Source organism: Pseudoxanthomonas sp. GM95, from assembly GCF_900109775.1.
Taxonomy (GTDB): Bacteria; Pseudomonadota; Gammaproteobacteria; order Xanthomonadales; family Xanthomonadaceae; genus Pseudoxanthomonas_A.
This window is the reverse complement of sequence record NZ_FOAX01000001.1, coordinates 955496-976262: the sequence shown is the minus strand read 5'-3', so window position 1 is coordinate 976262 and position 20767 is coordinate 955496. Positions and strand designations below refer to the sequence as shown.

20 protein-coding genes and 1 riboswitch are annotated in these 20767 nt (G+C 67.7%); of the genes, 10 read left to right on the top strand and 10 right to left on the bottom strand.

The features are described 5' to 3' along the window. The first annotated feature begins 224 nt into the window (after positions 1 to 224). The 5 genes from katG (at position 225) to BMZ17_RS04640 (ending at position 8239) form a co-directional block, all read left to right on the top strand. Entirely contained in the window at positions 225 to 2456 is a 2232-nt protein-coding gene (gene katG, locus BMZ17_RS04660) for a catalase/peroxidase HPI (RefSeq protein ID WP_093136568.1), read from the top strand. Between the two features lie 112 nt (positions 2457 to 2568). Beyond that, positions 2569 to 3708, top strand: a complete 1140-nt coding sequence (locus tag BMZ17_RS04655; protein WP_093136566.1) for a phosphotransferase enzyme family protein — start codon at positions 2569 to 2571, stop codon at positions 3706 to 3708. A 44-nt stretch (positions 3709 to 3752) separates the two neighbouring features. Beyond that, a riboswitch (TPP riboswitch) is annotated at positions 3753 to 3848 on the top strand. 75 nt (positions 3849 to 3923) lie between these two features. Further along, a complete protein-coding gene (locus BMZ17_RS04650) occupies positions 3924 to 6110 on the top strand; it encodes a TonB-dependent siderophore receptor (protein WP_093136564.1) in 2187 nt (728 codons plus the stop codon). Further along, on the top strand, positions 6107 to 6688 hold the full coding sequence (pnuC, locus tag BMZ17_RS04645) for a nicotinamide riboside transporter PnuC (protein WP_093136561.1): 582 nt from the start codon (positions 6107 to 6109) through the stop codon (positions 6686 to 6688). The genes BMZ17_RS04650 and pnuC overlap by 4 nt, the downstream gene beginning before the upstream one ends. Positions 6689 to 6757: 69 nt before the next feature. Next, a complete protein-coding gene (locus BMZ17_RS04640) occupies positions 6758 to 8239 on the top strand; it encodes an MATE family efflux transporter (protein WP_093136559.1) in 1482 nt (493 codons plus the stop codon). A gap of 14 nt (positions 8240 to 8253) precedes the next feature. On the opposite strand, the gene BMZ17_RS04635 is transcribed toward BMZ17_RS04640, so the two are convergent. From BMZ17_RS04635 to ffh, 10 genes are all read right to left on the bottom strand, one after another. After that, the gene (locus BMZ17_RS04635) at positions 8254 to 8661 is read right to left on the bottom strand and encodes an RNA-binding S4 domain-containing protein (RefSeq protein WP_093136557.1); all 408 of its coding nucleotides are present in this window, start codon (positions 8659 to 8661) and stop codon (positions 8254 to 8256) included. Next, complete coding sequence (locus BMZ17_RS20830) at positions 8654 to 8908, bottom strand: hypothetical protein (RefSeq protein ID WP_139202790.1); 255 nt, start codon at positions 8906 to 8908, stop codon at positions 8654 to 8656. The genes BMZ17_RS04635 and BMZ17_RS20830 overlap by 8 nt, the downstream gene beginning before the upstream one ends. 52 nt (positions 8909 to 8960) lie before the next feature. Next, entirely contained in the window at positions 8961 to 9227 is a 267-nt protein-coding gene (locus BMZ17_RS04630) for a hypothetical protein (protein WP_093136555.1), read from the bottom strand. A 148-nt stretch (positions 9228 to 9375) separates the two neighbouring features. Continuing rightward, on the bottom strand, positions 9376 to 9792 hold the full coding sequence (gene rplS / locus BMZ17_RS04625) for a 50S ribosomal protein L19 (RefSeq protein WP_093136553.1): 417 nt from the start codon (positions 9790 to 9792) through the stop codon (positions 9376 to 9378). 160 nt (positions 9793 to 9952) lie between these two features. Then, a complete protein-coding gene (gene trmD, locus BMZ17_RS04620; RefSeq protein WP_093136551.1) occupies positions 9953 to 10720 on the bottom strand; it encodes a tRNA (guanosine(37)-N1)-methyltransferase TrmD in 768 nt (255 codons plus the stop codon). A 61-nt stretch (positions 10721 to 10781) separates the two neighbouring features. After that, entirely contained in the window at positions 10782 to 11297 is a 516-nt protein-coding gene (rimM, locus tag BMZ17_RS04615) for a ribosome maturation factor RimM (protein ID WP_093136549.1), read from the bottom strand. 38 nt (positions 11298 to 11335) lie between these two features. After that, a complete protein-coding gene (gene rpsP, locus BMZ17_RS04610) occupies positions 11336 to 11602 on the bottom strand; it encodes a 30S ribosomal protein S16 (RefSeq protein ID WP_093136547.1) in 267 nt (88 codons plus the stop codon). 120 nt (positions 11603 to 11722) lie between these two features. Next, a complete protein-coding gene (locus tag BMZ17_RS04605; RefSeq protein ID WP_254775186.1) occupies positions 11723 to 12529 on the bottom strand; it encodes an aminotransferase class IV in 807 nt (268 codons plus the stop codon). After that, on the bottom strand, positions 12526 to 13596 hold the full coding sequence (locus tag BMZ17_RS04600; RefSeq protein WP_093136544.1) for an NAD(P)H-dependent flavin oxidoreductase: 1071 nt from the start codon (positions 13594 to 13596) through the stop codon (positions 12526 to 12528). Before BMZ17_RS04600 ends, BMZ17_RS04605 begins: the two co-directional genes overlap by 4 nt. 7 nt (positions 13597 to 13603) lie before the next feature. Next, entirely contained in the window at positions 13604 to 14986 is a 1383-nt protein-coding gene (gene ffh, locus BMZ17_RS04595) for a signal recognition particle protein (RefSeq protein WP_093136542.1), read from the bottom strand. Between the two features lie 113 nt (positions 14987 to 15099). On the opposite strand from ffh, the gene ccsA reads away from it, so the two are divergent. The 5 genes from ccsA (at position 15100) to BMZ17_RS04570 (ending at position 20726) form a co-directional block, all read left to right on the top strand. Next, positions 15100 to 15894, top strand: coding sequence for a cytochrome C assembly family protein (gene ccsA, locus BMZ17_RS04590; protein ID WP_093136539.1), 795 nt, complete (start codon positions 15100 to 15102; stop codon positions 15892 to 15894). Between the two features lie 99 nt (positions 15895 to 15993). Continuing rightward, complete coding sequence (locus BMZ17_RS04585) at positions 15994 to 16455, top strand: MarR family winged helix-turn-helix transcriptional regulator (protein WP_093136537.1); 462 nt, start codon at positions 15994 to 15996, stop codon at positions 16453 to 16455. Between the two features lie 2 nt (positions 16456 to 16457). Further along, entirely contained in the window at positions 16458 to 17933 is a 1476-nt protein-coding gene (locus tag BMZ17_RS04580) for an efflux transporter outer membrane subunit (RefSeq protein WP_093136535.1), read from the top strand. Then, complete coding sequence (locus tag BMZ17_RS04575) at positions 17930 to 19132, top strand: HlyD/EmrA/EmrK family protein (protein WP_093136533.1); 1203 nt, start codon at positions 17930 to 17932, stop codon at positions 19130 to 19132. Before BMZ17_RS04580 ends, BMZ17_RS04575 begins: the two co-directional genes overlap by 4 nt. Positions 19133 to 19142: 10 nt before the next feature. Beyond that, positions 19143 to 20726 (top strand): DHA2 family efflux MFS transporter permease subunit, encoded by a 1584-nt coding sequence (locus tag BMZ17_RS04570; RefSeq protein WP_093136531.1) that lies wholly within the window; start codon positions 19143 to 19145, stop codon positions 20724 to 20726. Positions 20727 to 20767: the final 41 nt, after the last annotated feature.

Sequence of the window (20767 nt, the reverse complement as noted above, 5' to 3'; positions counted from 1 at the left end):
TCACCCGCAACGGCGCGCCCGCCCATGAGCCAGCAGACCGATCCGCGACACCGCCACGGCCAGCGCGCCGACAGGCGCCATCCACCTGCCTCGCGAGGCGATGCCCGGCATCGCCCGACGATGTCCCATTCGTTCTAGAACCACCGGCTTTCCCACCCCCACACTCCGCCCGCCGTTTCGTCTGGAACGGCAGCCACCCCGTGCGTACGACAAGGTAGCGACCCATGAACACCCAAGCCAAATGCCCGTTCAACCATGCCGCCGGCGGCGGCACCACCAACACCGATTGGTGGCCCAAGCAGCTGCGCGTGGACCTGCTCAACCAGCACTCGGCCAAGTCTGATCCGCTGGGCAAGACCTTCAATTACGCAGAAGAATTCAAGAAGCTCGACTACGCCGCGCTCAAGGCCGATCTGAAGGCGCTGATGACCGATTCGCAGCCCTGGTGGCCGGCGGACTTCGGCCATTACGGACCGCAGTTCATCCGCATGGCCTGGCATAGCGCCGGCACCTATCGCACCGGCGACGGACGTGGCGGTGGCGGTCGCGGCCAGCAGCGCTTCGCGCCGCTCAACAGCTGGCCGGACAACGTCAACATCGACAAGTCGCGCCGCCTGCTGTGGCCGATCAAGCAGAAGTACGGGCAGAAGATTTCGTGGGCCGATCTGCTGATCCTCACCGGCAACGTCGCGCTGGAATCGATGGGTTTCAAGACCTTCGGTTTCGCCGGTGGTCGCGAGGACACCTGGGAGCCGGACCAGGACGTGTACTGGGGCAACGAGAAGACGTGGCTGGGCGGCGACGTGCGTTATGCGCATGGATCCGAAGGCGTGGAAAAGCCCGGCGACGAAGCGGTCCTGGTGGCCGATGACGATGCCGATGGCGACATCCATTCGCGCAAGCTGGAAAACCCGTTGGCCGCCGTGCAGATGGGCCTGATCTACGTCAATCCGGAAGGCCCGGACGGCAACCCCGATCCGCTCGCCGCCGCCTACGACATCCGCGATACGTTCGGCCGCATGGCGATGAACGACGAGGAGACCGTGGCGCTGATCGCCGGTGGCCACAGCTTCGGCAAGACCCACGGCGCTGGCCCGGCCGACCATGTCGGCACTGAGCCCGAAGGCGCGGACCTGGACCAGCAGGGTCTGGGCTGGAAGAGCAGCTACGGCAGCGGCAGCGGCAGCGATGCCATCACCAGCGGCCTGGAAGTGACCTGGACCAAGACGCCGGCACAGTGGAGCCATGACTTCTTCGAGCACCTGTTCGGCTTCGAGTGGGAGCTGGTCAAGAGCCCGGCGGGCGCGCACCAGTGGCAGGCCAAAGGCGCCGATGCGGTGATCCCCGATCCGCAGGGCAGCGGCAAGCGTTTGCCGACCATGCTCACCACCGACCTGGCGCTGCGCTTCGATCCGGCCTACGAAAAGATCTCGCGCCGCTTCCTGGAAAACCCCGACCAGTTCGCCGATGCCTTCGCGCGTGCGTGGTTCAAGCTGACCCATCGCGACATGGGCCCGCGCGTGCGCTACCTCGGACCGGAAGTGCCGGCCGAAGTGCTGATCTGGCAGGACCCGATCCCGGCGTCCGGCAGCCAGCTGGGCGCGGGCGACATCGACGGGCTCAAGCAGAAAATCGCGGCGGCCGGTTTGTCGGTGAGCGAACTGGTCAGCACCGCGTGGGCGTCGGCCTCGACCTTCCGTGGTTCGGACAAGCGCGGCGGCGCGAACGGGGCGCGCATCCGCCTGGCCCCGCAGAAGGACTGGGCCGTGAACCAGCCGGCCAAGCTGGCCAAGGTGCTCACCAAGCTGGAAGCAATCCAGAGCGACTTCAACAGCGGCGGCAAGCAGGTGTCGCTGGCCGACCTGATCGTGCTGGCCGGTGGCGTCGGCGTGGAACAGGCGGCCAAGGCCGCGGGCCAAACGATCACCGTGCCGTTCACGCCCGGCCGCGCCGATGCCTCGCAGGAGCAGACCGATGTCGAATCCTTCGAGGTGATGGAGCCGGTGGCCGATGGCTTCCGCAATTACCTCAAGGCGCGGGTGGGCGTGCCGGCCGAGACGCTGCTGATCGATCGGGCGCAGCTGCTCACCCTGACCGCGCCGGAGCTGACCGTGCTGGTCGGCGGCCTGCGCGTGCTGGGCGCCAACGTGGACGACGCGACGCATGGCGTGTTCACCGACAAGCCCGGCGCACTGACCAACGACTTCTTCGTGCACCTGCTGGACATGGACACCGAGTGGAAGCCGGCCTCGCGCACCACGTTTGCCGGCAGCGACCGCAGCAGCGGCGCGGCCAAGTGGACGGGCACGCGTGTGGACCTGGTGTTCGGCTCCAACGCGATCCTGCGCTCGGTGGCCGAGGTTTACGCCAGCAGCGATGCACAGGAAAAGTTCGTGCAGGACTTCGTCGCGGCCTGGACCAAGGTGATGGAGCTGGATCGCTTCGATCTGAAGTAAGCCGGCGTGGCCCGCGTTTTGCGGGCCGCTTGACACACTCGATGGACATGACAACGGCGCCTTCTGGCGCCGTTGTCGCACAATACGCGCCCATGTCGCCGCGCCTTCTGCCATGACCGACCCGACCCACCGCGTACATGGCGTGGGCCCCGACGAGGTCGCGCCCGACTGGCCCCCGCTGCAGGCAAGCGAACTCGACGCGCTGCTTGCCGGCTACCCCGCGTTCGCAGATGGTGTACATCACATCGCCTGGCACAGCCCGCGTCCGCTCTCGGCCGCGGCGCTGGAAGACACGGCGCAAGGCCGTGTCTTCATCAAGCGCCACCACGTCAGCGTGCGCACGCCGGCGCAGCTGGAAGAAGAACATCGCTTCATCGCCCACCTGCGTGGCATAGGCCTTCCGGTGGTGCAGGTGTTCGCCGATGCGCAGGGCCGCACCGCGGTCGCGCAGGGCGAATGGACCTTCGAGGTGCACAGCGCCGGCATCGGCGAAGACGTGTATCGCGACACCACGTCATGGACACCGTTGACCGACCTGACTCAGGCGCGCGAAGCCGGCGCGATGCTCGCGCGTCTGCATCAGGCCGCAGCGGATTTCCAGGCGCCCCAGCGCAGCACGCATCTGCTGGTCGCGCGCGATGACCTGATCCGCGCCGACGATCCGATCGCCACGCTGGAAGCGCAGCTGGCCGAACGCCTCGGCCTGGCCGAAGACCTGCAGCATCGCGACTGGCGCACCGATTTCCGGCAGGTGCTGCTGCCGCTGCACGCAGGCCTGGCCGCACGCCTGCACGACGAGCCGCGTCTGTGGGGTCACAACGATTGGCATGTTTCCAATCTGCTCTGGCAACACGACGGCGCATCGATGCGGATCAGCACCGTGCTCGACTTTGGCTTGGCCTCGCCGACCAGCGCGCTGTTCGACCTCGCCACGGCCATCGAACGCAATGCGATCGCCTGGCTGAACTTGGAAGACGGCATGGGCGCGGTCCACATCGACACCGCGCTCGCGCTGCTGGAAGGCTATCGTCGCGTGCTGCCAATGTCGGCCGAACGCGTGCGGCTGCTGGCCGATCTGCTGCCGCTGGTGCACGTGGATTTCGCCCTGTCGGAAGTGGAGTATTTCCAGGCCATCACCCAGGCGCCCGACAACGCGCAGGTGGCCTACGAGACCTTCCTGCTGGGCCACGCGCGATGGTTCGCCACCGCGCCCGGCCAGGCCCTGCTGCAGGCGCTGCGCGCAGCGGCCTGAACACGCAGGGTGTGCAATTGCTGACGGTTTGTTGTCAAATGGCGCCCAAGAAGCGGGGGTGCCTGGCGTTGCCAGGCTGAGAGAGTCCCTTGGAACCTGATCCGGTTTGTACCGGCGTAGGGAGCTTTGCGCAGCACCGGTGGTCCGCCTGTTGAAGGCGTGTGGCCGTGCGCCTTCGCTTCGTCCTTGTGCCCGATGCCTGGTGACGAACCGATATGAACCGCCCGCGCTCCACCCTGCTGCTGTCTTCCCTGCTCTGCACCGCGCTGCCGCTCCACGCGCAGCAGGTCGACGATACGCAGACCTCCGCCGATTCCACCGCCACCGAGCTGGCCGCCGTGCGCGTGCAGGGCCAGGCAGATGATCGTCCGCGTGCGCCCGATGCGCAGCTGGGCAGCTTCGGCCCCGGCCGCTGGAAGGACACCCCGGCGTCGATCAACGTGCTGGACCGCACCCTGCTGGACAAGCGCCAGCCGCGCTCCTTGAGCGAAGTGGCCTACAGCGATGCCTCGCTGGGCGACAGCTACGCGGCGGTGGGCTACTACCAGAACGTCGCCATCCGCGGCTTTCCGCTGGACCTGGCCACCGGCTATCGCTTCAACGACCTGACCATCGCCGGCGAGCAGCGCCTGGCGCTGGAAAACATCCAGCAGGTGGAGATCCTCAAGGGCGAAGCCGGCCTGACCGCCGGCATCATGGCGCCGGGCGGCATCATCAACTACGTCGCCAAGCGCCCGGCGCGCGTGCAGGAACTCACTGTCGGCACCGATTCGCACGGCTCGCGCTACACCGCGGTCGATCTGGGTCGCTGGATCACGTCGACCTTCGGCCTGCGCTTCAACGCGGCGTGGGAAGACACCCATTCCTATATCGACCACACCGATGGCAGGCGCAACTTCTACGCGCTGGCGGCCGACTGGCTGATCGGCGACAAGGGCAAACTGGAGCTGGACGGCAACTACCAGACCAGCGCGCAGCGCTCCGCATCTGGTTACCAGTTGCTCGGCGGCGACACGCTGCCCACGCACGCCAGCGCGACCACGCTGCTGGGCTACCAGCCGTGGTCGCAACCGGTGGCGATCCAGTCGACCAACCTTACTGCGCGCTACCGCTACCAGTTCAACGACGCCTGGCAAGGCAGCGTCGCGCTCGGCCACAGTCGCAGCGTGATCGATGACAACGTCGCCTTCGCCTACGGCTGCTTCTACGCGGCGCAATGCGCCGATGGCAGCGTGCCCGGCAACTACTTCGCGCCCAACGGCGACTACGACGTCTACGACTACCGCAGCCCCGACGACACGCGCGTCAACGATGAAGTGCGCGCGCAGCTGCAGGGCCGCTTCACCACCGGCGCGCTGTCGCACCAGCTGACCGTGGGCGTGGATGGCTTCCGCCGCACCGTGGATCGCCGCCAGGATGTCTACGACTATGTCGGCACCGCGAACATCCATGACGCCACCGTTCCCGTGTTCGCGCCCTCGCCGAACGCGCCCGGCGCCTCGGCGCGGCGCCTGGACGACAAGCAGCGTGCGGTGTTCGCCCTTGATCGGATCAATTTCGGCAATGGCTGGCAGTGGCTGGCGGGCGGGCGCTTCGTCAAGCTGGACGAGATCGCCAACGACAGTGATGGCGTGCGCGAACGCCGCACCCAGCTCAGCAAGTTCCTGCCGCAGACCGCGCTGATGTGGCAGGCGACCGACCGCCTCAACACCTATGTGAGCTACAGCAAGGGCCTGTCGCTGGGCCAGGAAGCGCCGTACTGGACCTCGAATGCGGACAGCTTCCTGCCACCGCTGCTGTCGCGGCAGGTGGAGCTGGGCGCGAAGTTTTCGGCCACGTCATCACTGGACCTGGGCGCGGCGCTGTTCCGCATCAGCCAGCCGTTCCAGTACGCGATGCCCGATGACAGCGACGCGGGCTATACCTTCATCCAGCGCGGCAACCAGGTGCACACCGGCCTGGAGCTGAGCGCCAACGGCAAGCTCAGCGAGCATGTGCATGTGACTGCCAGCGCCAGCGTGCTGCGCGCACGCGCCGAGGATGCCGGCACGCCGGCGTACGAAGGCCATCAGCTGATCAACATTCCCAAGGCGCGCGCCAGCGTGCTGGTGGATTACCAGCTGCCGTTCGCGCCGGCCTGGACGGTCAGCGGCGGCTGGCGCTATGCCGCGTCCAACGTCGCCACGCCAGACGGCAGCACGAAGGTGCCGTCGTACAACGTGTTCGATGCCGGCCTGCGCGTGCGCAGCGAGGTGCGCGGCCATGCGCTGACTTGGCGCCTGTCGGTGGACAACGTGTTCGACAAGTTCTACTGGCGCGACACCGGCAGCAGCGGCGGTGACTACTACCTGTTCCCCGGTGCGCCGCGCCTGGCGCGCCTGACCGTGAGCTACGCGCTGTGAGCGCCGAAACGCTGGAGTGGATTGCCGCGATCGTCAGCGTGGCGGCGGTGTGGCTGACCGCGCGCCGGCACCTGCTGGGCTGGCCGATCGGGCTGATCTCCGTCGCGCTGTACGCCGGGGTGTTCATCGAAGCCAAGCTGTATTCGGACGTGCTGCTGCAGGGCGCGTTCGCCGGCTTCATCGTCTACGGCTGGTGGCGCTGGAAATCCCACCTGGGCCAGGACGGCCTGGTCGAAGTCGCCCCGCTGGCGCGCGGCGAGCTGCTGCGCGATCTGTCCGTTGGCGCCGTGCTGGCCGTCGTGCTCGGCGCGGTGATGCACACCTGGACCGACGCCGCCCTGCCCTGGCTGGATGCGGCGCTGACCGCCTTCAGCTTGGTTGCGCAGTGGTGGCAGGGCCGACGCCACGTCGCGGCGTGGTGGATGTGGATCGTGGTCGATGTGATCTACACCGGCCTGTATGCATACAAATCGCTGGATGTCACCGCGGCGCTGTACCTGGGCTTCGTCGGCTTGGCCGCGATGGGATTGCGCCAGTGGAAACGCGCGGCGCATGCCACGCCGCTGCCGACGGCATGACCACCGCACCTGCCTGACGCCACCGTCAGGCAGTGCTACCGTGCCGGACTTTCGTCCGTGGCTGTCCCGATGTCCGCACGTCCCACCCGCTCGCTGACCGAAGGGCCCATTGCCCGCAACCTGCTGTTGTTCTCACTGCCCATCCTGGGCGGCAACATGGCCCAGTCGCTCAACGGCTCGGTCAACGCGGTCTGGGTCGGCAAGTTCCTTGGCGAGTCGGCACTGACCGCCACGGCCAATGCCAACAGCATCCTGTTCTTCCTGATCGGCTCTGTGTTCGGCATCGGCATGGCGGCCACCATCCTGATCGGCCAGGCCATTGGCGCGGGCGACATCGCCCGCGCGCGCAAGGTGATGGGCACCAGCGCGAGCTTCTTCATCGGCATCTCGGTGCTGATCGCCTGCAGCGGCGTGTGGTTTGCTCGGCATCTGCTGGCCGCGATGGGGACGCCGGTCGATTCGCTCGCGCCGGCAGAGGCTTACCTGCAGGTGATCTTCCTGGCGATGCCACTGATCTATGCATTCGCCTTCCTGTCTGCGGCACTGCGCGGCGCAGGCGATGCGAAAACGCCGTTCCGCTATCTGCTGCTGGCCGTGGCGATGGATTGCGCGCTGGATCCGGTGTTGATGCTCGGCTTGGGACCCTTTCCGAAGCTCGGCATCGCCGGCGCGGCATGGTCGACCTTGATCACCCAGGCCGTCGCGCTGGCAGCGATGTTGGTTTCGCTGCGCCGCAGGCGCCACGTGCTGTGGCTCGGGCGCAAGGACATGCGCCTGTTCCGCATCGATCCGGCCATCCTCAAGACCCTGATCACCAAAGGCGTGCCGATGGGCCTGCAGATGGTGCTGGTCTCGCTGGCGATGATCGCCATGATGACGCTGGTCAATCGCTTCGGCACCGAGACCGCTGCCGCCTATGGCGCCGCGCTGCAGCTGTGGACCTACGTGCAGATGCCGGCGATGGCGATCGCCGCCGCTGCTTCGACGATGGCCGCGCAGAACGTCGGCGCAGGTCACTGGGATCGCGTCAGCGCCACCGCGCGCACCGGCGTGCTGTTCAATTTCCTGATGACAGGCGCACTGATTGCGCCGCTGATCTTGCTGGACCGTTGGAGCTTCGGGCTGTTCCTGCAGCCGGGCAGCGAGGCATTCAACGCGGCGCGGCATCTCAATCACATCGCGATCTGGTCGTTCCTGTTCTTCGGCGTGATGTTCGTGCTGTCCGGCGTGGTCCGCGCCACCGGCGCAGTGATTCCGCCGTTGATCATGCTGGTGATTTCGCTGTGGGGCATCCGCGTGCCGTTCGCCAACCTGATGCAGCCCACGCTGGGCGCCGATGCGGTGTGGTGGAGCTTCCCGGTCAGCTCGCTGTGCTCGATGCTGATGGCGATGGCGTATTACCGCTGGGGCGGCTGGCGCAAGGCCCGCATGGGCGCGGCCGATACCCGCACGATCGCGGTGCCGTCGGAAGTCCCGGCGGCATCGCCCTCGCCGGTCGCCGAGCCAGCCGATCCGCGCCACACGCCCGAAGACGTCCTGCAGAAATCCTGAAGCCGGTTAGCGTCCTAGAGCATGTCGATATCGCCCAGCGCCTGGATCAGGCGCCGCGCGCGTTTGTCGGGTTTGGTGTCCGGCGCGCGATAGCCGGTGCGCTCGGCCGCGCGCGTGGCGCGGGCTTCGGCGCGCCGCTGCTGCGAGGCCTCGCTTTCGCGATACAGCGCCTGCGCGACGGGCGCCGGACCCCGCTGGTCGGACACCCCCAGCACCACCACCTCGAAGCGCTCATCGCCGCGCTGCACCTGCAGCGCATCGCCAATGCGCACCGTGCGCGAGGGCTTGTTGGCGCGCTGGCCGGCCACGTCCACCTTGCCCAGCGTCACCGCATCCTTGGCCAGGGCGCGGGTCTTGAAGAACCGTGCGGCCCAGAGCCAGACATCCAGGCGGACGGTCGATTCGACAGCAGTTTCAGTCATGTTTTCCTGAGAAATCGGGTTTGATGGTGTCCTGCCTGCTGGACCGGCCCGCGGGCATTTCCGGATGACAAGGATCCCGCACCATCGATGCTGCTTGGGAGCGGGCCAGGCTGTCCGCCGACGTCGAGGAGGCCACCTGGCACTCCGGGCGATCCGCGGGACGCACCTCCGCGCCGTCGCGATAGGCATCACTGGCGCAGGCCGACAACATCAGGCCGCAAGCCACGGCAATCAAGGTCGTTTTCATCTTCTGGTCTTCTTCGTCGCTTTACGCAACAGGCTGGCTTCCATCCCCTGCATCAGGTCCCGCGGCTGCGGAAGTTGATTTCCGAGTGCGCATCCACTTCCTGCTGGCACGATCGGGACATGCGCGCATCGCGAATGCCTTGTTCAAACTCCGCGCCATGCTTGCCATCGCGCAGCTCTTTGGGAAACGGCGGCTGGTTGGCTGCATCACGCGCCTGCTGCTGGCAGGCCAGCGACACGTTGGAGCCATCCAGGCCAATGGAACTGGCGCAACCGCCCAATGAGAACACCAGCATCGCGCAGGCCAGTTTTGCGCTCATTTGCATCATCGACATCGCATCACCTCATCCGTTGAGGGGACCAGGCCACGCCGCCGTAATCATCCTGATCCACGAAGCAAGAAACCCGGCACAAGGCCGGGTTTCGAGCATAACGCAGCGCTGCCGAGGCGGCGCTTGGCGTTGGGACTTACTCCGCAGCGGCCGACGAAGCAGCAGCCTGACGGGCAGCCTTGGCCTGCGCAGCGGCGGCCAGGTCTTCCTTGATGCGGGCAGCCTTGCCCTGCAGACCACGCAGGTAGTACAGCTTGCCGGCGCGGACCTTACCGCGACGCTTCACTTCGACCGAGTCGATGGTGGCGCTGTGGGTCTGGAAGACGCGCTCGACGCCGAAACCGTGCGAGATCTTGCGGACGGTGAAAGCCGAGTTCAGGCCGGCGTTCTTCTTGGCGATGACCACGCCTTCGTACGCCTGCACGCGCTCGCGGTTGCCTTCCTTCACCTTCACGTTGACGACGACGGTGTCACCCTGGCTGAACTGCGGCAGCTCGCGGGTGATCTGGGCGGATTCAAATTCCGCGATGATGGACTTGTTCAACTTGCTCATGGTGGCACCGATATCTTGTTCGGGTGGATGTGTCGGTTATCGACAGCAACGGCTGATGCAGTCGCAGGATGACGCTGCACGTTTATTGTGATCTGGCAGCCCGCAAAGCCGGAGCCGGCCGCGGGAACTGCGCATTCTAGACGAATTTCCTGCCGCGTGGCTAGGGTTGTTCCGCTTTGCCTCCGGCGGCGTGTTCGGCCCGGAAGGCCTCCAGCAGCTTGCGATCGGCCTTGGACAGCCCGGCCTCGTCCAGCAGGTCCGGCCGCCGCAGCCAGGTCCGGCCTAGCGACTGCTGCCGGCGCCAGCGCGCGATCGCCGCGTGGTTGCCCGAACGCAGCACGTCCGGCACCTCGCCCCAGGCGTGGCTGGCCGGATGGGTGTAATGCGGGCAATCCAGCAGGCCGCCCTCACCTTCGAAACTGTCCTGCGCGGCGGACTCGGCATCGTTGAGCACGCCGTCCTGCAGGCGCGCCACCGCGTCAATCAGCACCGCCGCGGCCAGTTCGCCGCCGGACAGCACGTAATCGCCGATGGAAATCTCCTCGTCGACCTCGTTGACCAGGAAGCGCTCGTCGACCCCTTCATAGCGGCCGCACAACAGGATCATGCGCGGCAGCGTCGCCAGCTCGCGCACCCGCGCCTGGGTCAGCGGCCGGCCCTGCGGAGTCAGGTACACCACCGGCGCGGGCGCCGGATCGGCCACGCGGGCCGCGTCCAGACAGGCGCGCAGCGGCTCGATCAGCATCACCATGCCCGGCCCGCCGCCGAACGGACGGTCGTCCACGCGGCGGTAGTTGCCGGTCGCGTGATCGCGCGGATTCCAGCCCTGCACCTGCAGCAGGTCGCGTTCGCGCGCACGCCCGACCACGCCAAAGCCGGTGCTCTGGTCGATGAATTCGGGAAACAGGCTGATGACGTCGATGCGCATGGGCGAAAGGCGGACGCTCGTTGGAACCCCAGTATGGCCAGCCGCAGCCGGCCGGCACGGATCAGAAATCCGGATCCCAGTCCACGCCGACGATGCCGGTTTCGAAATCCACGCCAGTGACGAACTCGGGCTGCACGAACGGGATCAACCGCTCCTTGTCGCCCTTGGCCACCAGCACATCGTTGGCACCGGTCGAAAACAGATGCGAGACCGTGCCGAAATCGCGACCGTCGGCATTGATCACGCGCAGGCCTTCCAGATCGACCCAGTAGTACTCGTCGGGCTTGGGCGGCGGCAGCGCGCTGCGCGGCACCGAGATTTCCAGGCCCACCATCGCGTCGACCGCATCGCGATCATCCACGCCAGGCAGGTCGGCGATCAGGTGCTTGCCGGAATTCTTGCCACGCGCACCCTTCAGCTCGCGCTCGTTGCCAGCAGCATCGCGCAAGGTCCAGGGCTGGTAGCGGAAGATGGCTTCGCGCGGCTCGGTCCAGGATTCGATCTTGACCTGGCCACGCACGCCAAACGCGCCGACCACCCTGCCCAGCAGAATGCGGCGCGTTGAGTTCTCAGTCATGAGAGCAGCCGGCCGCGCTTGACGCGCGGCCGAGGCAATTAGGCCGAAGCCTGCGCGGCTTCGAGCTTGCCCGCTTCCTTGTACAGGTTGCGGACCTTGTCGGTCAGCTGGGCGCCCTGGCCCACCCAATGGTCGACGCGCGCCTTGTCCAGCACGATGCGCGGCTCGGCGCCCTGGGCGACCGGGTTGTAGTAACCCACGCGTTCGATGTTGCGGCCGTCGCGCGCGCTGCGCACGTCGGTGACGATGATGTGGTAGAAGGGGCGCTTCTTGGCGCCGCCGCGGGTAAGGCGGATCTTGACCATGGTTGTTCTCGTGTTGCCCAGTCGCCAGGATGGCGAGGTAAGCCGGCGATTATAGCGGGCCACGGGCCAGACGCAAACTCCCGGGAGCGTCCGCCCGTCAGGCGCAGCCCGCCTTCCCGCTCAGATCCGCTCCCAAGGCTGGCTTGCCAGCGCCTGGTCCAGCAACCCCTGCAGCCCCGGTGCGGCCGGCAATGAAACCCCATCGATTGCGCCGACCGGCGTGCAGCCATTGGCATTGGCGGTGAACGCCGACCAGCACTTTGCCTGCGCCAGCGTCACTTCGCCCGTGTTCTGCGAGACGCCAAGCGCGGCCAGACCCCGCTGCAGCAGTCCCTCGCAGGTGCCGCGCAAGGCCGGCGCCTCCGGCCAGTGCACGCAGGCGCCATCCCAGAAGCCGATGTTCCAGACCGTGCCTTCGACCACGCGGCCCGACGGCTGCAGCGCATCGACGAACAGCGCGTCATCGCAGCCCGCCTTGCGCGCCTGGCGCCGGTAGTGGAACAGCGGCGCCATCGCCACGTGCTTGATCTGCGGGAGCGGCCGCACGAAGGCGAAGCATTTCAGCGTCAGCGGAGACGCCTGAGCGATCGGCGCGGCGGCGGCGACCGAGATCAGCCATTCCGGCGTCACGATTTTCAGCGGATCGCGGTAATTGAAATCGCGTGCGAAGCCGGTGATCCGCACCGAGGCCTCGCCCTGCCCGGCCAGCACCGTGCGCAGCATGTCGCGCAGCGCATCCGCGTCGAAATCCGCATCGAACAGCGTCGCATGCCCTTCCCGAAGCCGCGCCAGATGCAGGCCCAGCCCCTGGACCGCGCCGTCGCGCACGCGCATCGCAGTGAAGTGGCCGTACGACAGCGCGGCCAGCGCGCGCAGATCGGCCTCGTCGACCGGGCGGGCGCCGCAATACAGGGTCGGCGCGCTCACAGCAGCGCGTCGGCTTGCGCCCACCAGTCCTGCAACAGCGTCGCCGCCGGTTGCGCCCGAGCCTGCCAGGCCGATTGCCCAGCCCAGGCCTGCATCGCCTCGATCCGGTTCTCAGCCGCAGCCTGTTTGCGCATGCCGGCAGTCAGGCCGCGCTGCACCGGATACGGCGCGGACGGCGGGGCATCGGGTGCGGAGGTCGTACGCACGTAATCGGTGGCGATCGCCCGGCCGAGCCGACCGGAAAAGGCGCGCGTCGGCCAGGTATCCTGCGGCTCGGTGGTCGCCAAGGCTTGCGCCCAGGCGGGCGCAATCGCCGCTTCCGGCGTGCGCAGGAAGGCGGTGCCGACCATCGCCGCACTCGCACCCAGCGTCAGAGCTGCAGCGACGCCGCGACCATCTGCAATACCGCCCGCGGCGATCACGGGAATCGACAAGGCATCGGCCAACCGTGGCACCAGCGCGAACAACCCCACCAGCTGGCGCTCGGCCGCCGCAGGATCAAACGCGCCGCGATGGCCACCGGCCTCGAAGCCCTGCGCCACCACCGCATCGGCGCCGGCGTCCTGCGCGATGCGCGCTTCCTCCAGCGTCGTGGCCGTGGCGAACCACGCCATGCCGGCCTGCTTGAGCGCCTGTACCTGATCCGGCGTCAGCACACCCATGATCGTGGACAGCACCTGCGGACGCGCGGCGAGCGTGGCGTCGAACTGTTCCTGGAAATCGGCCGGACCCGCATCGCTGGCACTGGCCGGAACGTCCGGACCCCATTGCCCCAGCAGATCACGCATCGCCGACTCCGCCGCGGCATCACGCGCCGGCGGCGCATCGGGCACCCACAGATTGATCTGGGCCGGGCCGTCGGACTGGCGACGGAACGCGTCCATCCACGTGCCGATGTCCTGCGGCGTGGACAGCACGGCGCCCATCGCCCCCATGCTGCCGGCATTGGCCAGCGCGGTCGACAGCGGCACCGGGCAGGCGCCGGCCATCGGCGCCAGCAACACCGGCAGGCGCACGCCGAAACGTGCGCAGAAGTCTTGTGATCGCTGGCGCGCCGCCGAGACCATCAGGCGATCAACGGAACGGCATGCCGCCGCGGCCGCCGCCCATGGCGCCCATCATCCCCTTCATGCCGCGCATCATGCCCTTCATGCCGCCGCGGCCGAGCTTGCTCATCATCTTTTCCATCTGGGTGAACTGCTTCATCAGCTTGTTCACGTCAGAAGGCTGGGTGCCCGAGCCCTTGGCGATGCGGGCGCGGCGCGAGCCGTTGAGCAGCGCCGGGTTGCGACGCTCCTTCTTGGTCATCGAGCCGATGATGGCGATCATGCGCGGCACTTCCTTGTTGCCGGCAACCTGCGCCTTGAGATGGTCGGGCACCTGGCCCAGGCCCGGCAGCTTGTCCATCAGCGCACCGATGCCGCCCATGTTCTGCATCTGCTCCAGCTGGTCGCGCATGTCGTTGAGGTCGAACTTCTTGCCCTTGGCGACCTTCTCGGCCAGCTTCTGGGCCTTGTCCTTGTCGACCTGGCTTTCGACCTGCTCCACCAGCGACAGCACGTCGCCCATGTCCAGGATGCGGCTGGCCACGCGCTCGGGATGGAACACGTCCAGGCCATCGGGCTTTTCGCCCACGCCGATGAACTTGATCGGCTTGCCGGTGATGTAGCGCACCGACAGCGCGGCGCCTCCACGGGCGTCACCGTCGGTCTTGGTCAGGACCACGCCGGTCAGCGGCAGCGCTTCGGAGAAAGCCTTGGCGGTGGTGGCCGCGTCCTGCCCGGTCATCGAGTCGACGACGAACAGCGTTTCGACCGGCTTGACCGCGGCATGCAGCGCCTTGATCTCGTCCATCATCGCTTCGTCGATCGCCAGGCGGCCGGCGGTATCGACGATCAGCACATCGGCGTAGGACTTGCGCGCGTCTTCGATGGCGGCGCGGACGATATCGACCGGCTTCTGGTCGGCGCTGGAGGCAAAGAACGGCACGTCGACCTGCTGGGCCAGCGCCTTGAGCTGCTCGATGGCGGCCGGACGGTAGACGTCGGCGCTGACGACCATGACCTTCTTCTTGCGCTTCTCTTTCAGGTGCTTGGCCAGCTTGGCCACGGTGGTGGTCTTGCCCGCGCCCTGCAGGCCGGCCATCAGGATCACCGCCGGCGCCGGCACGTTGAGGTTCAGGTCGGTGGCGGCCGAGCCCATGACTGCGGTCAGCTCGTCGCGCACGACCTTGATCAGCGCCTGGCCCGGCGTCAGCGACTTGAGCACTTCCTGGCCGACCGCGCGCACCTTGATGCGTTCGACCAGCGCCTGCACGACCGGCAGGGCGACGTCGGCTTCCAGCAGCGCGATGCGCACCTCGCGGGTGGCCTCGCGGATGTTTTCCTCGGTCAGGCGGCCTCGGCCACGCAGGCGCTCGATGGTGCCGGACAGGCGCTGGGTCAGGGATTCAAACATGGGAGGGACCGAGGGGATGGCAAAGCGGGCGCGCAGTATATCCGGGCGCGTTTTCCTCATTGCGCAATCGGGAATGGTTCTCGCCCAGCGCGGGCGCGTGCGACACTGAACACATGGGTTTCATCCTTCCTGCCATCGCCCTCTATCTGCTGGCGACCATCCTGCTGGTGCGCGCGGTCGGTCGCGATGCCATCGGCCCTTCAAGCACCTGGCGCTGGCCGGCCCTGGCCGCGATCGCGCTGCACGCCGGCTATCACCTGTGGGTCGCCTGGCGCACGCAGGGTGGGCCGGACATGCATTTCTTTTCGGCGCTATCGCTGGTCAGCCTCGGCATGGCGGCGATGACCGCACTGGTCGGGGCGCGGGGGCGCATGGCGACGGTGGGCGTGGTCGCCTTCCCGCTGGCGGCGCTGTTGTTGGGCGTCTATCACGGCTATGGCCACAAGCCTTCGCCCGGCCTGGACTGGCGCCTGCAGCTGCACGCCTGGATGGCGCTGCTGGCCTACGCGACGCTGGCCGTGGCCGCGCTGCTGGCGATCATGCTGTGGGTGCAGGAGCGCGCCCTGCGCCGGCGCGAGTTCCACACCTGGCTGCGCGCCCTGCCGCCGATGACCGAGCTGGAAACCCTGCTGTTCCGCACGATTGCCGTCGGCTTCGCCCTGCTGACCGCGACCCTGCTGACCGGCGCGGTGTTCGTGCAGGACTTCTTCGCCCAGCACCTGATGCACAAGACCGTGCTGAGCGTGCTGTCGTGGCTGGTGTTCGGCGGCTTGCTGCTGGGCCGCTGGCGCCGCGGCTGGCGCGGGGCAAAGGCCGTGCGCTGGACGCTGGTGGCCATGGCCTTGTTGTTGCTGGCGTTTTTCGGGAGCAAGGCGGTGCTGGAATTGATCCTGCACCGCACCCTGTGAGCTGACCGTTCTGTCAGCAGAATGACAGCACAGGTCATTCTATTGCTGAAACAATATTTGCATTGACAATTATTTCCATGGCGAGGATCATGCCGCGCCATGAAACCCCTTGCGTCCATTTGTCCGCCCGCCAGCGGCTCTTCGCTCGGCCTGCTGATCCGCCAGACGCGCGATGCGATCTGGGAAGCTATGGAAAAGGAACTGGTCGCCGCCGGCCATGACCTGACCTTCAGCCAGTTCGTCACCATCAAGAAGCTCGCCGACGGCATCGCCAGCGTGACCGACCTGGCCCGCGCGGCCGAAGTCCATCCCGGTGCGATGACCCGCCTGCTCGACCGCCTGGAAACCCGCGGCCTCGTCACGCGCAAGGCCGATCCCGGCGATCGCCGCGCCCTGCATATCCATCTCACCGAGTCCGGCACCGCGATCTGGCAGGACATCAACCTGTGTGGCCAGCGCGTGCTCCAGCGCGCCACCCGCGGCATGTCCGAAGCCGAATCCAGCGAGCTGATGCGCCTGCTTGAGCTGGCCCGCAACAACCTCACCTCCGAGACCGTTTGACCATGTCCACGCCTGTTTCCACGCGCCTGCCCGGCAGGCTCACCGTGTCGCTGGCCTGCGCCCTCGTCCTGGCCGGCTGCGCGAGCAGCCACGGCCTGAGCACGACCGGCCAGCCGCTCGACGCCGACACCCTCACCGCCCAGCAGAGTCTGGGTAGCGACGCCTACAGCGCGGCCGCCTTCCCCACGCAGGACTGGTGGAACACGCTGGGCGATCCGCAGCTGGACAGCCTGATTAAAGAAGCCCTGGCCGGCAGCCCGTCGCTGGCCGCGGCCGATGCGCGCCTGCGCCAAGCCCAGGCCCAGGCCGGCCTGTCCGATGCGCAGCGCAAGCCGACCTTGGCCGCGACCGGCCAGTACAGCGGCGTGCAGCTGCCCGAAGGCCTGACCGGCCCAGAGATCGGCGGCGACATCATGTGGGCCAACGTGCTGATGCTCGACTTCAAGTGGGCGCCGGATTTGTGGGGCGGCCAGCGTGCCGCGTGGGAAGCCGCCGTGGGCCAGGCCAAGGCCGCCCAGGTCGATGCCCAGGCCGCGCGCCTGACCCTGTCGGCCAACATCGCCCGCACCTATATCTCGCTGTCGCAGGCGTATGAGGCGCTGGACGTGGCCCGCCGCGAACAGCAGCGCTCCGGCCACCTGCGCGACCTCAGCCAGCAGCGCGTCACCGCCGGCCTGGACAACGACCTGCAGCTGCGCCAGGCCGAAAGCACGATCGCCGGTGCGCGCCAGCAGGAACAGGCCGCCGAACACCAGATCGCCACCCTGCACAACGCGCTGGCCGCACTGCTGGGCAAGGGCCCGGACCGCGGCCAGTCGATCACGCAGCCCAAGCTGCTCGACGCGCCGGCACCGGCCGTGCCCGGCGTGCTGCCCAGCGAACTGCTTGGCCATCGTGCCGACGTCGTGGCCGCCCGCTGGAAGGTCGAAGCCGCCAGCCGCGGCATCGACGCGCGCAAGGCGGCCTTCAAGCCCAGCGTGAACCTCAACGTGATCGCCGGCCTGGCCTCGGCGCACCTGTCGGACCTGTTCAACAGCGACGCGGCGCTGGGCCTGGGCGGCCCGGCGATCAGCCTGCCGATCTTCGACGGCGGCCGCCTGCGCGCCAACCTGGACAACGCCGACGCCCAGTACGACCTGGCCGTGGCCAGCTACAACGAATCCCTGGTCGGGGCGATGCGCGATGTCGCCGACGCCGTGCAGGCCGCCCGTTCGCTCGACGCCCAGACCGCCTCGGTCACCCAGGCGCGCGATGCGGCGCAGAAGGCCTTCGACCTGGCCAGCAGCCGCTATCACGCGGGCCTGGGCACCCAGTTGGACGTGCTCAGCGCCCAGCGCCCGCTGCTGCAGCTTGAACAGCAACTGGCCGGCCTGCATGCGCAGCGCTACGCCGCCGTGGTCGACCTCGACCAGGCGCTTGGCGGCGGCCTGCAGCTGACCGCTCCCTCTTCCACTCTTGCCACCGAAACCACCCCATGAACACGCAGACCCAAACTCCCGCAGCGGCCGGCACCCCGCCGCAGAAGAACAACCGCAAGCGCGCGCTGCTGATCCTGCTGCTCGTGGTGATCGTGGCCGGCGCCGCGTGGCTGGCCTACGAGCTGCTGTACGGCCGCTGGCACCAGTCCACCGACGACGCCTATGTGGACGGCAACATCGTCTCGATCGTGCCGCAGACCATGGGCACGGTGGTCAGCATCGATGCCGACGACGGCATGCGCGTGGAAGCCGGCCAGGCGCTGGTCCACCTGGACCCCAACGACGCCCAGGTCAGCTATGACCAGGCCGTGGCCAACCTCGCCGGCACCGTGCGCCAGGTGCGCGGTCTCTTCAGCAACGTCGAGTCCGGTGAATCGGACCTGCGCGCCCGCCAGGTCGCCGTCGACCAGGCCCGCGCCGACGTCAAGCGTCGCGAAGGCCTGGTGGCCACCGGCGCGGTCTCGCGCGAAGAACTGGCCCACGCCCGCGACATCCTGACCTCGGCCGAAGCAGCCCTGGGCGGCTCGCGCGGCAACCTGCAGCGCACCCGCGCGCTGGTCGATGCCACCACCGTCGGCAAGGCGCCGCAGGTCGAGGCCGCCGCCTCGCAGCTGCGCCAGGCCTACTTGAACCTGCAGCGCACGGCCATCGTCGCGCCGGTCTCCGGCTACGTGGCCCAGCGCCGCGTGCAGCTGGGCCAGCAGGTCCAGCCGGGCACCACGCTGATGACGATCGTGCCGATCGACCAGGTCTGGGTGGAAGCCAACTTCAAGGAAACCCAGCTGGGCAAGATGCGCATCGGCCAGCCGGTGGAAGTGCATGCCGACCTGTACGGCAGCGACGTGACCTATGAAGGCAAGGTCGACAGCCTGGGCCTGGGCACGGGCAGCGCGTTCTCGCTGCTGCCGGCGCAGAACGCCAGCGGCAACTGGATCAAGATCGTCCAGCGCCTGCCGGTCAAGATCACCCTGGACCCCAAGCAGCTGCAGGAACACCCGCTGCGCATCGGCCTGAGCATGGATGTGGACGTGGTGCTGAAGGACCAGAACGGCCCCGTGCTGGCCCCGGCCCGCCAGGCCGGCGCCGATGCCAAGCCGCTGATGACCACCACGGCCTACGAGAAGCAGCTGGCCGATGCCAACCAGCTGATCACTTCGATCATCGAGCAGAACCTGCCCGAGTCGGCCAAGAAGAACTGAGCACACACTGATGTCCACCATCGCCGAAGACGCGGGCGGCCCAGCGGCCGCCCCACAGCCGGCGGCGCAGCCGTTCCGGCCACCGAACTTCGCCCTGGCCACGGTCGGCCTGGCGCTCGCCTCGTTCATGCAGGTGCTGGACACCACCATCGCCAACGTCTCGCTGCCCACCATCTCGGGCAACCTGGGCGCCAGCGCCAACCAGGCCACCTGGGTTATCACCTCGTTCGCGGTCAGCAACGCCATCGCGCTGCCGCTGACCGGCTACATGACCCGCCGCTTCGGTGAGGTCAAGCTGTTCACCTGGGCCACGCTGGCCTTCGTGGTGGCCTCATTCCTGTGCGGCATCGCCAACTCGATGGGCCTGCTGGTCGTGGCCCGTGCGATCCAGGGCTTCGTTGCCGGCCCGATGTATCCGGTGACCCAGGCGCTGCTGATCTCGATCTATCCCCCGAACAAACGCGGGCAGGCCATCGCGCTATTGGCGATGGTCACGGTGGTGGCGCCGATCGCCGGCCCGATCCTGGGCGGCTGGATCACCGACAACTACAGCTGGGAATGGATCTTCTTCATCAACATTCCCATCGGCATCTTCGCCAGCCTCGTGGTCGGCCGGCAGATGAAGGGCCGCCCGGAAAAGCTGCAGACGCCGAAGATGGACTACATCGGCCTGGCTACGCTGGTCCTGGGCGTGGGCGCGCTGCAGATCATGCTGGACCTGGGTAATGACGAAGACTGGTTCAACTCGCACAAGATCGTGATCCTGACCATCGTGGCGGCGATCGCGCTGACGGTGTTCGTGATCTGGGAACTGACCGAGAAGGATCCGATCGTCAACCTGCGTCTGTTCCGCCACCGCAACTTCGCGGCCGGCACGCTGGCGCTGGTGATGGCCTACGCGGCGTTCTTCGCCATCAGCCTGCTGGTGCCGCTGTGGCTCCAACGCAACATGGGCTACACGCCGATCTGGGCGGGCCTGGCCACCGCGCCGATCGGCATCCTGCCGGTGCTGCTGACGCCGTTCGTGGGCAAGTACGCGCACCGATTCGACCTGCGCGTGCTGGCCAGCGTGGCCTTCGTGGTGATGGCCGGCACCAGCTTCCTGCGCGCGGGCTTCAACCTGGACGTGAACTTCGGCCGCGTGGCCGAGGTGCAGTTGATCCAGGGCCTGGGCGTGGCGCTGTTCTTCATGCCCGTGCTGACGATCCTGCTCTCCGACCTGGAACCGCATGAGATCGCCGCGGGCTCGGGCCTGGCCACGTTCGTACGCACGCTGGGCGGCAGCTTCGCCGCCTCGCTGACGACCTGGATCTGGAACCGGCGCATCACCGTCCACCATGCCGAGCTGACCGAAAACATCAGCGCCTACGATCCCGCCATGCACCAGACCGTGACCCAGCTGGGCCGAGGCGACGTGCAGACCGGCGCGGTGGCGCTGAACCAGATGATCGGCCAGCAGGCCGCGCAGATCGGCTTCAACGAGGTCTTCCACCTGCTGGGCTGGATCTTCCTGGCGGTGATCGTGTTCGTATGGTTCGCCAAACCGCCGTTCGCGGCCAAGGCCGGCGGCGGCGCCGCAGCCGGCGGTCACTGATCTCACGCACATCGCTGGAGACGAAGCAGGGCCGCAGCGAT

Excerpts from the sequence above, each read along its gene's own strand:
- katG (WP_093136568.1), top strand. The coding sequence starts at position 225 with ATGAACACCCAAGCCAAATGCCCGTTCAACCATGCCGCCGGCGGCGGC.
- BMZ17_RS04655 (WP_093136566.1), top strand. The coding sequence starts at position 2,569 with ATGACCGACCCGACCCACCGCGTACATGGCGTGGGCCCCGACGAGGTC.
- BMZ17_RS04650 (WP_093136564.1), top strand. The coding sequence starts at position 3,924 with ATGAACCGCCCGCGCTCCACCCTGCTGCTGTCTTCCCTGCTCTGCACC.
- BMZ17_RS04640 (WP_093136559.1), top strand. The coding sequence starts at position 6,758 with ATGTCCGCACGTCCCACCCGCTCGCTGACCGAAGGGCCCATTGCCCGC.
- BMZ17_RS04635 (WP_093136557.1), bottom strand. The coding sequence starts at position 8,661 with ATGACTGAAACTGCTGTCGAATCGACCGTCCGCCTGGATGTCTGGCTC.
- BMZ17_RS20830 (WP_139202790.1), bottom strand. The coding sequence starts at position 8,908 with ATGAAAACGACCTTGATTGCCGTGGCTTGCGGCCTGATGTTGTCGGCC.
- BMZ17_RS04630 (WP_093136555.1), bottom strand. The coding sequence starts at position 9,227 with ATGAGCGCAAAACTGGCCTGCGCGATGCTGGTGTTCTCATTGGGCGGT.
- rplS (WP_093136553.1), bottom strand. The coding sequence starts at position 9,792 with ATGAGCAAGTTGAACAAGTCCATCATCGCGGAATTTGAATCCGCCCAG.
- trmD (WP_093136551.1), bottom strand. The coding sequence starts at position 10,720 with ATGCGCATCGACGTCATCAGCCTGTTTCCCGAATTCATCGACCAGAGC.
- rimM (WP_093136549.1), bottom strand. The coding sequence starts at position 11,297 with ATGACTGAGAACTCAACGCGCCGCATTCTGCTGGGCAGGGTGGTCGGC.
- rpsP (WP_093136547.1), bottom strand. The coding sequence starts at position 11,602 with ATGGTCAAGATCCGCCTTACCCGCGGCGGCGCCAAGAAGCGCCCCTTC.
- BMZ17_RS04600 (WP_093136544.1), bottom strand. The coding sequence starts at position 13,596 with ATGGTCTCGGCGGCGCGCCAGCGATCACAAGACTTCTGCGCACGTTTC.
- ffh (WP_093136542.1), bottom strand. The coding sequence starts at position 14,986 with ATGTTTGAATCCCTGACCCAGCGCCTGTCCGGCACCATCGAGCGCCTG.
- ccsA (WP_093136539.1), top strand. The coding sequence starts at position 15,100 with ATGGGTTTCATCCTTCCTGCCATCGCCCTCTATCTGCTGGCGACCATC.
- BMZ17_RS04585 (WP_093136537.1), top strand. The coding sequence starts at position 15,994 with ATGAAACCCCTTGCGTCCATTTGTCCGCCCGCCAGCGGCTCTTCGCTC.
- BMZ17_RS04580 (WP_093136535.1), top strand. The coding sequence starts at position 16,458 with ATGTCCACGCCTGTTTCCACGCGCCTGCCCGGCAGGCTCACCGTGTCG.
- BMZ17_RS04575 (WP_093136533.1), top strand. The coding sequence starts at position 17,930 with ATGAACACGCAGACCCAAACTCCCGCAGCGGCCGGCACCCCGCCGCAG.
- BMZ17_RS04570 (WP_093136531.1), top strand. The coding sequence starts at position 19,143 with ATGTCCACCATCGCCGAAGACGCGGGCGGCCCAGCGGCCGCCCCACAG.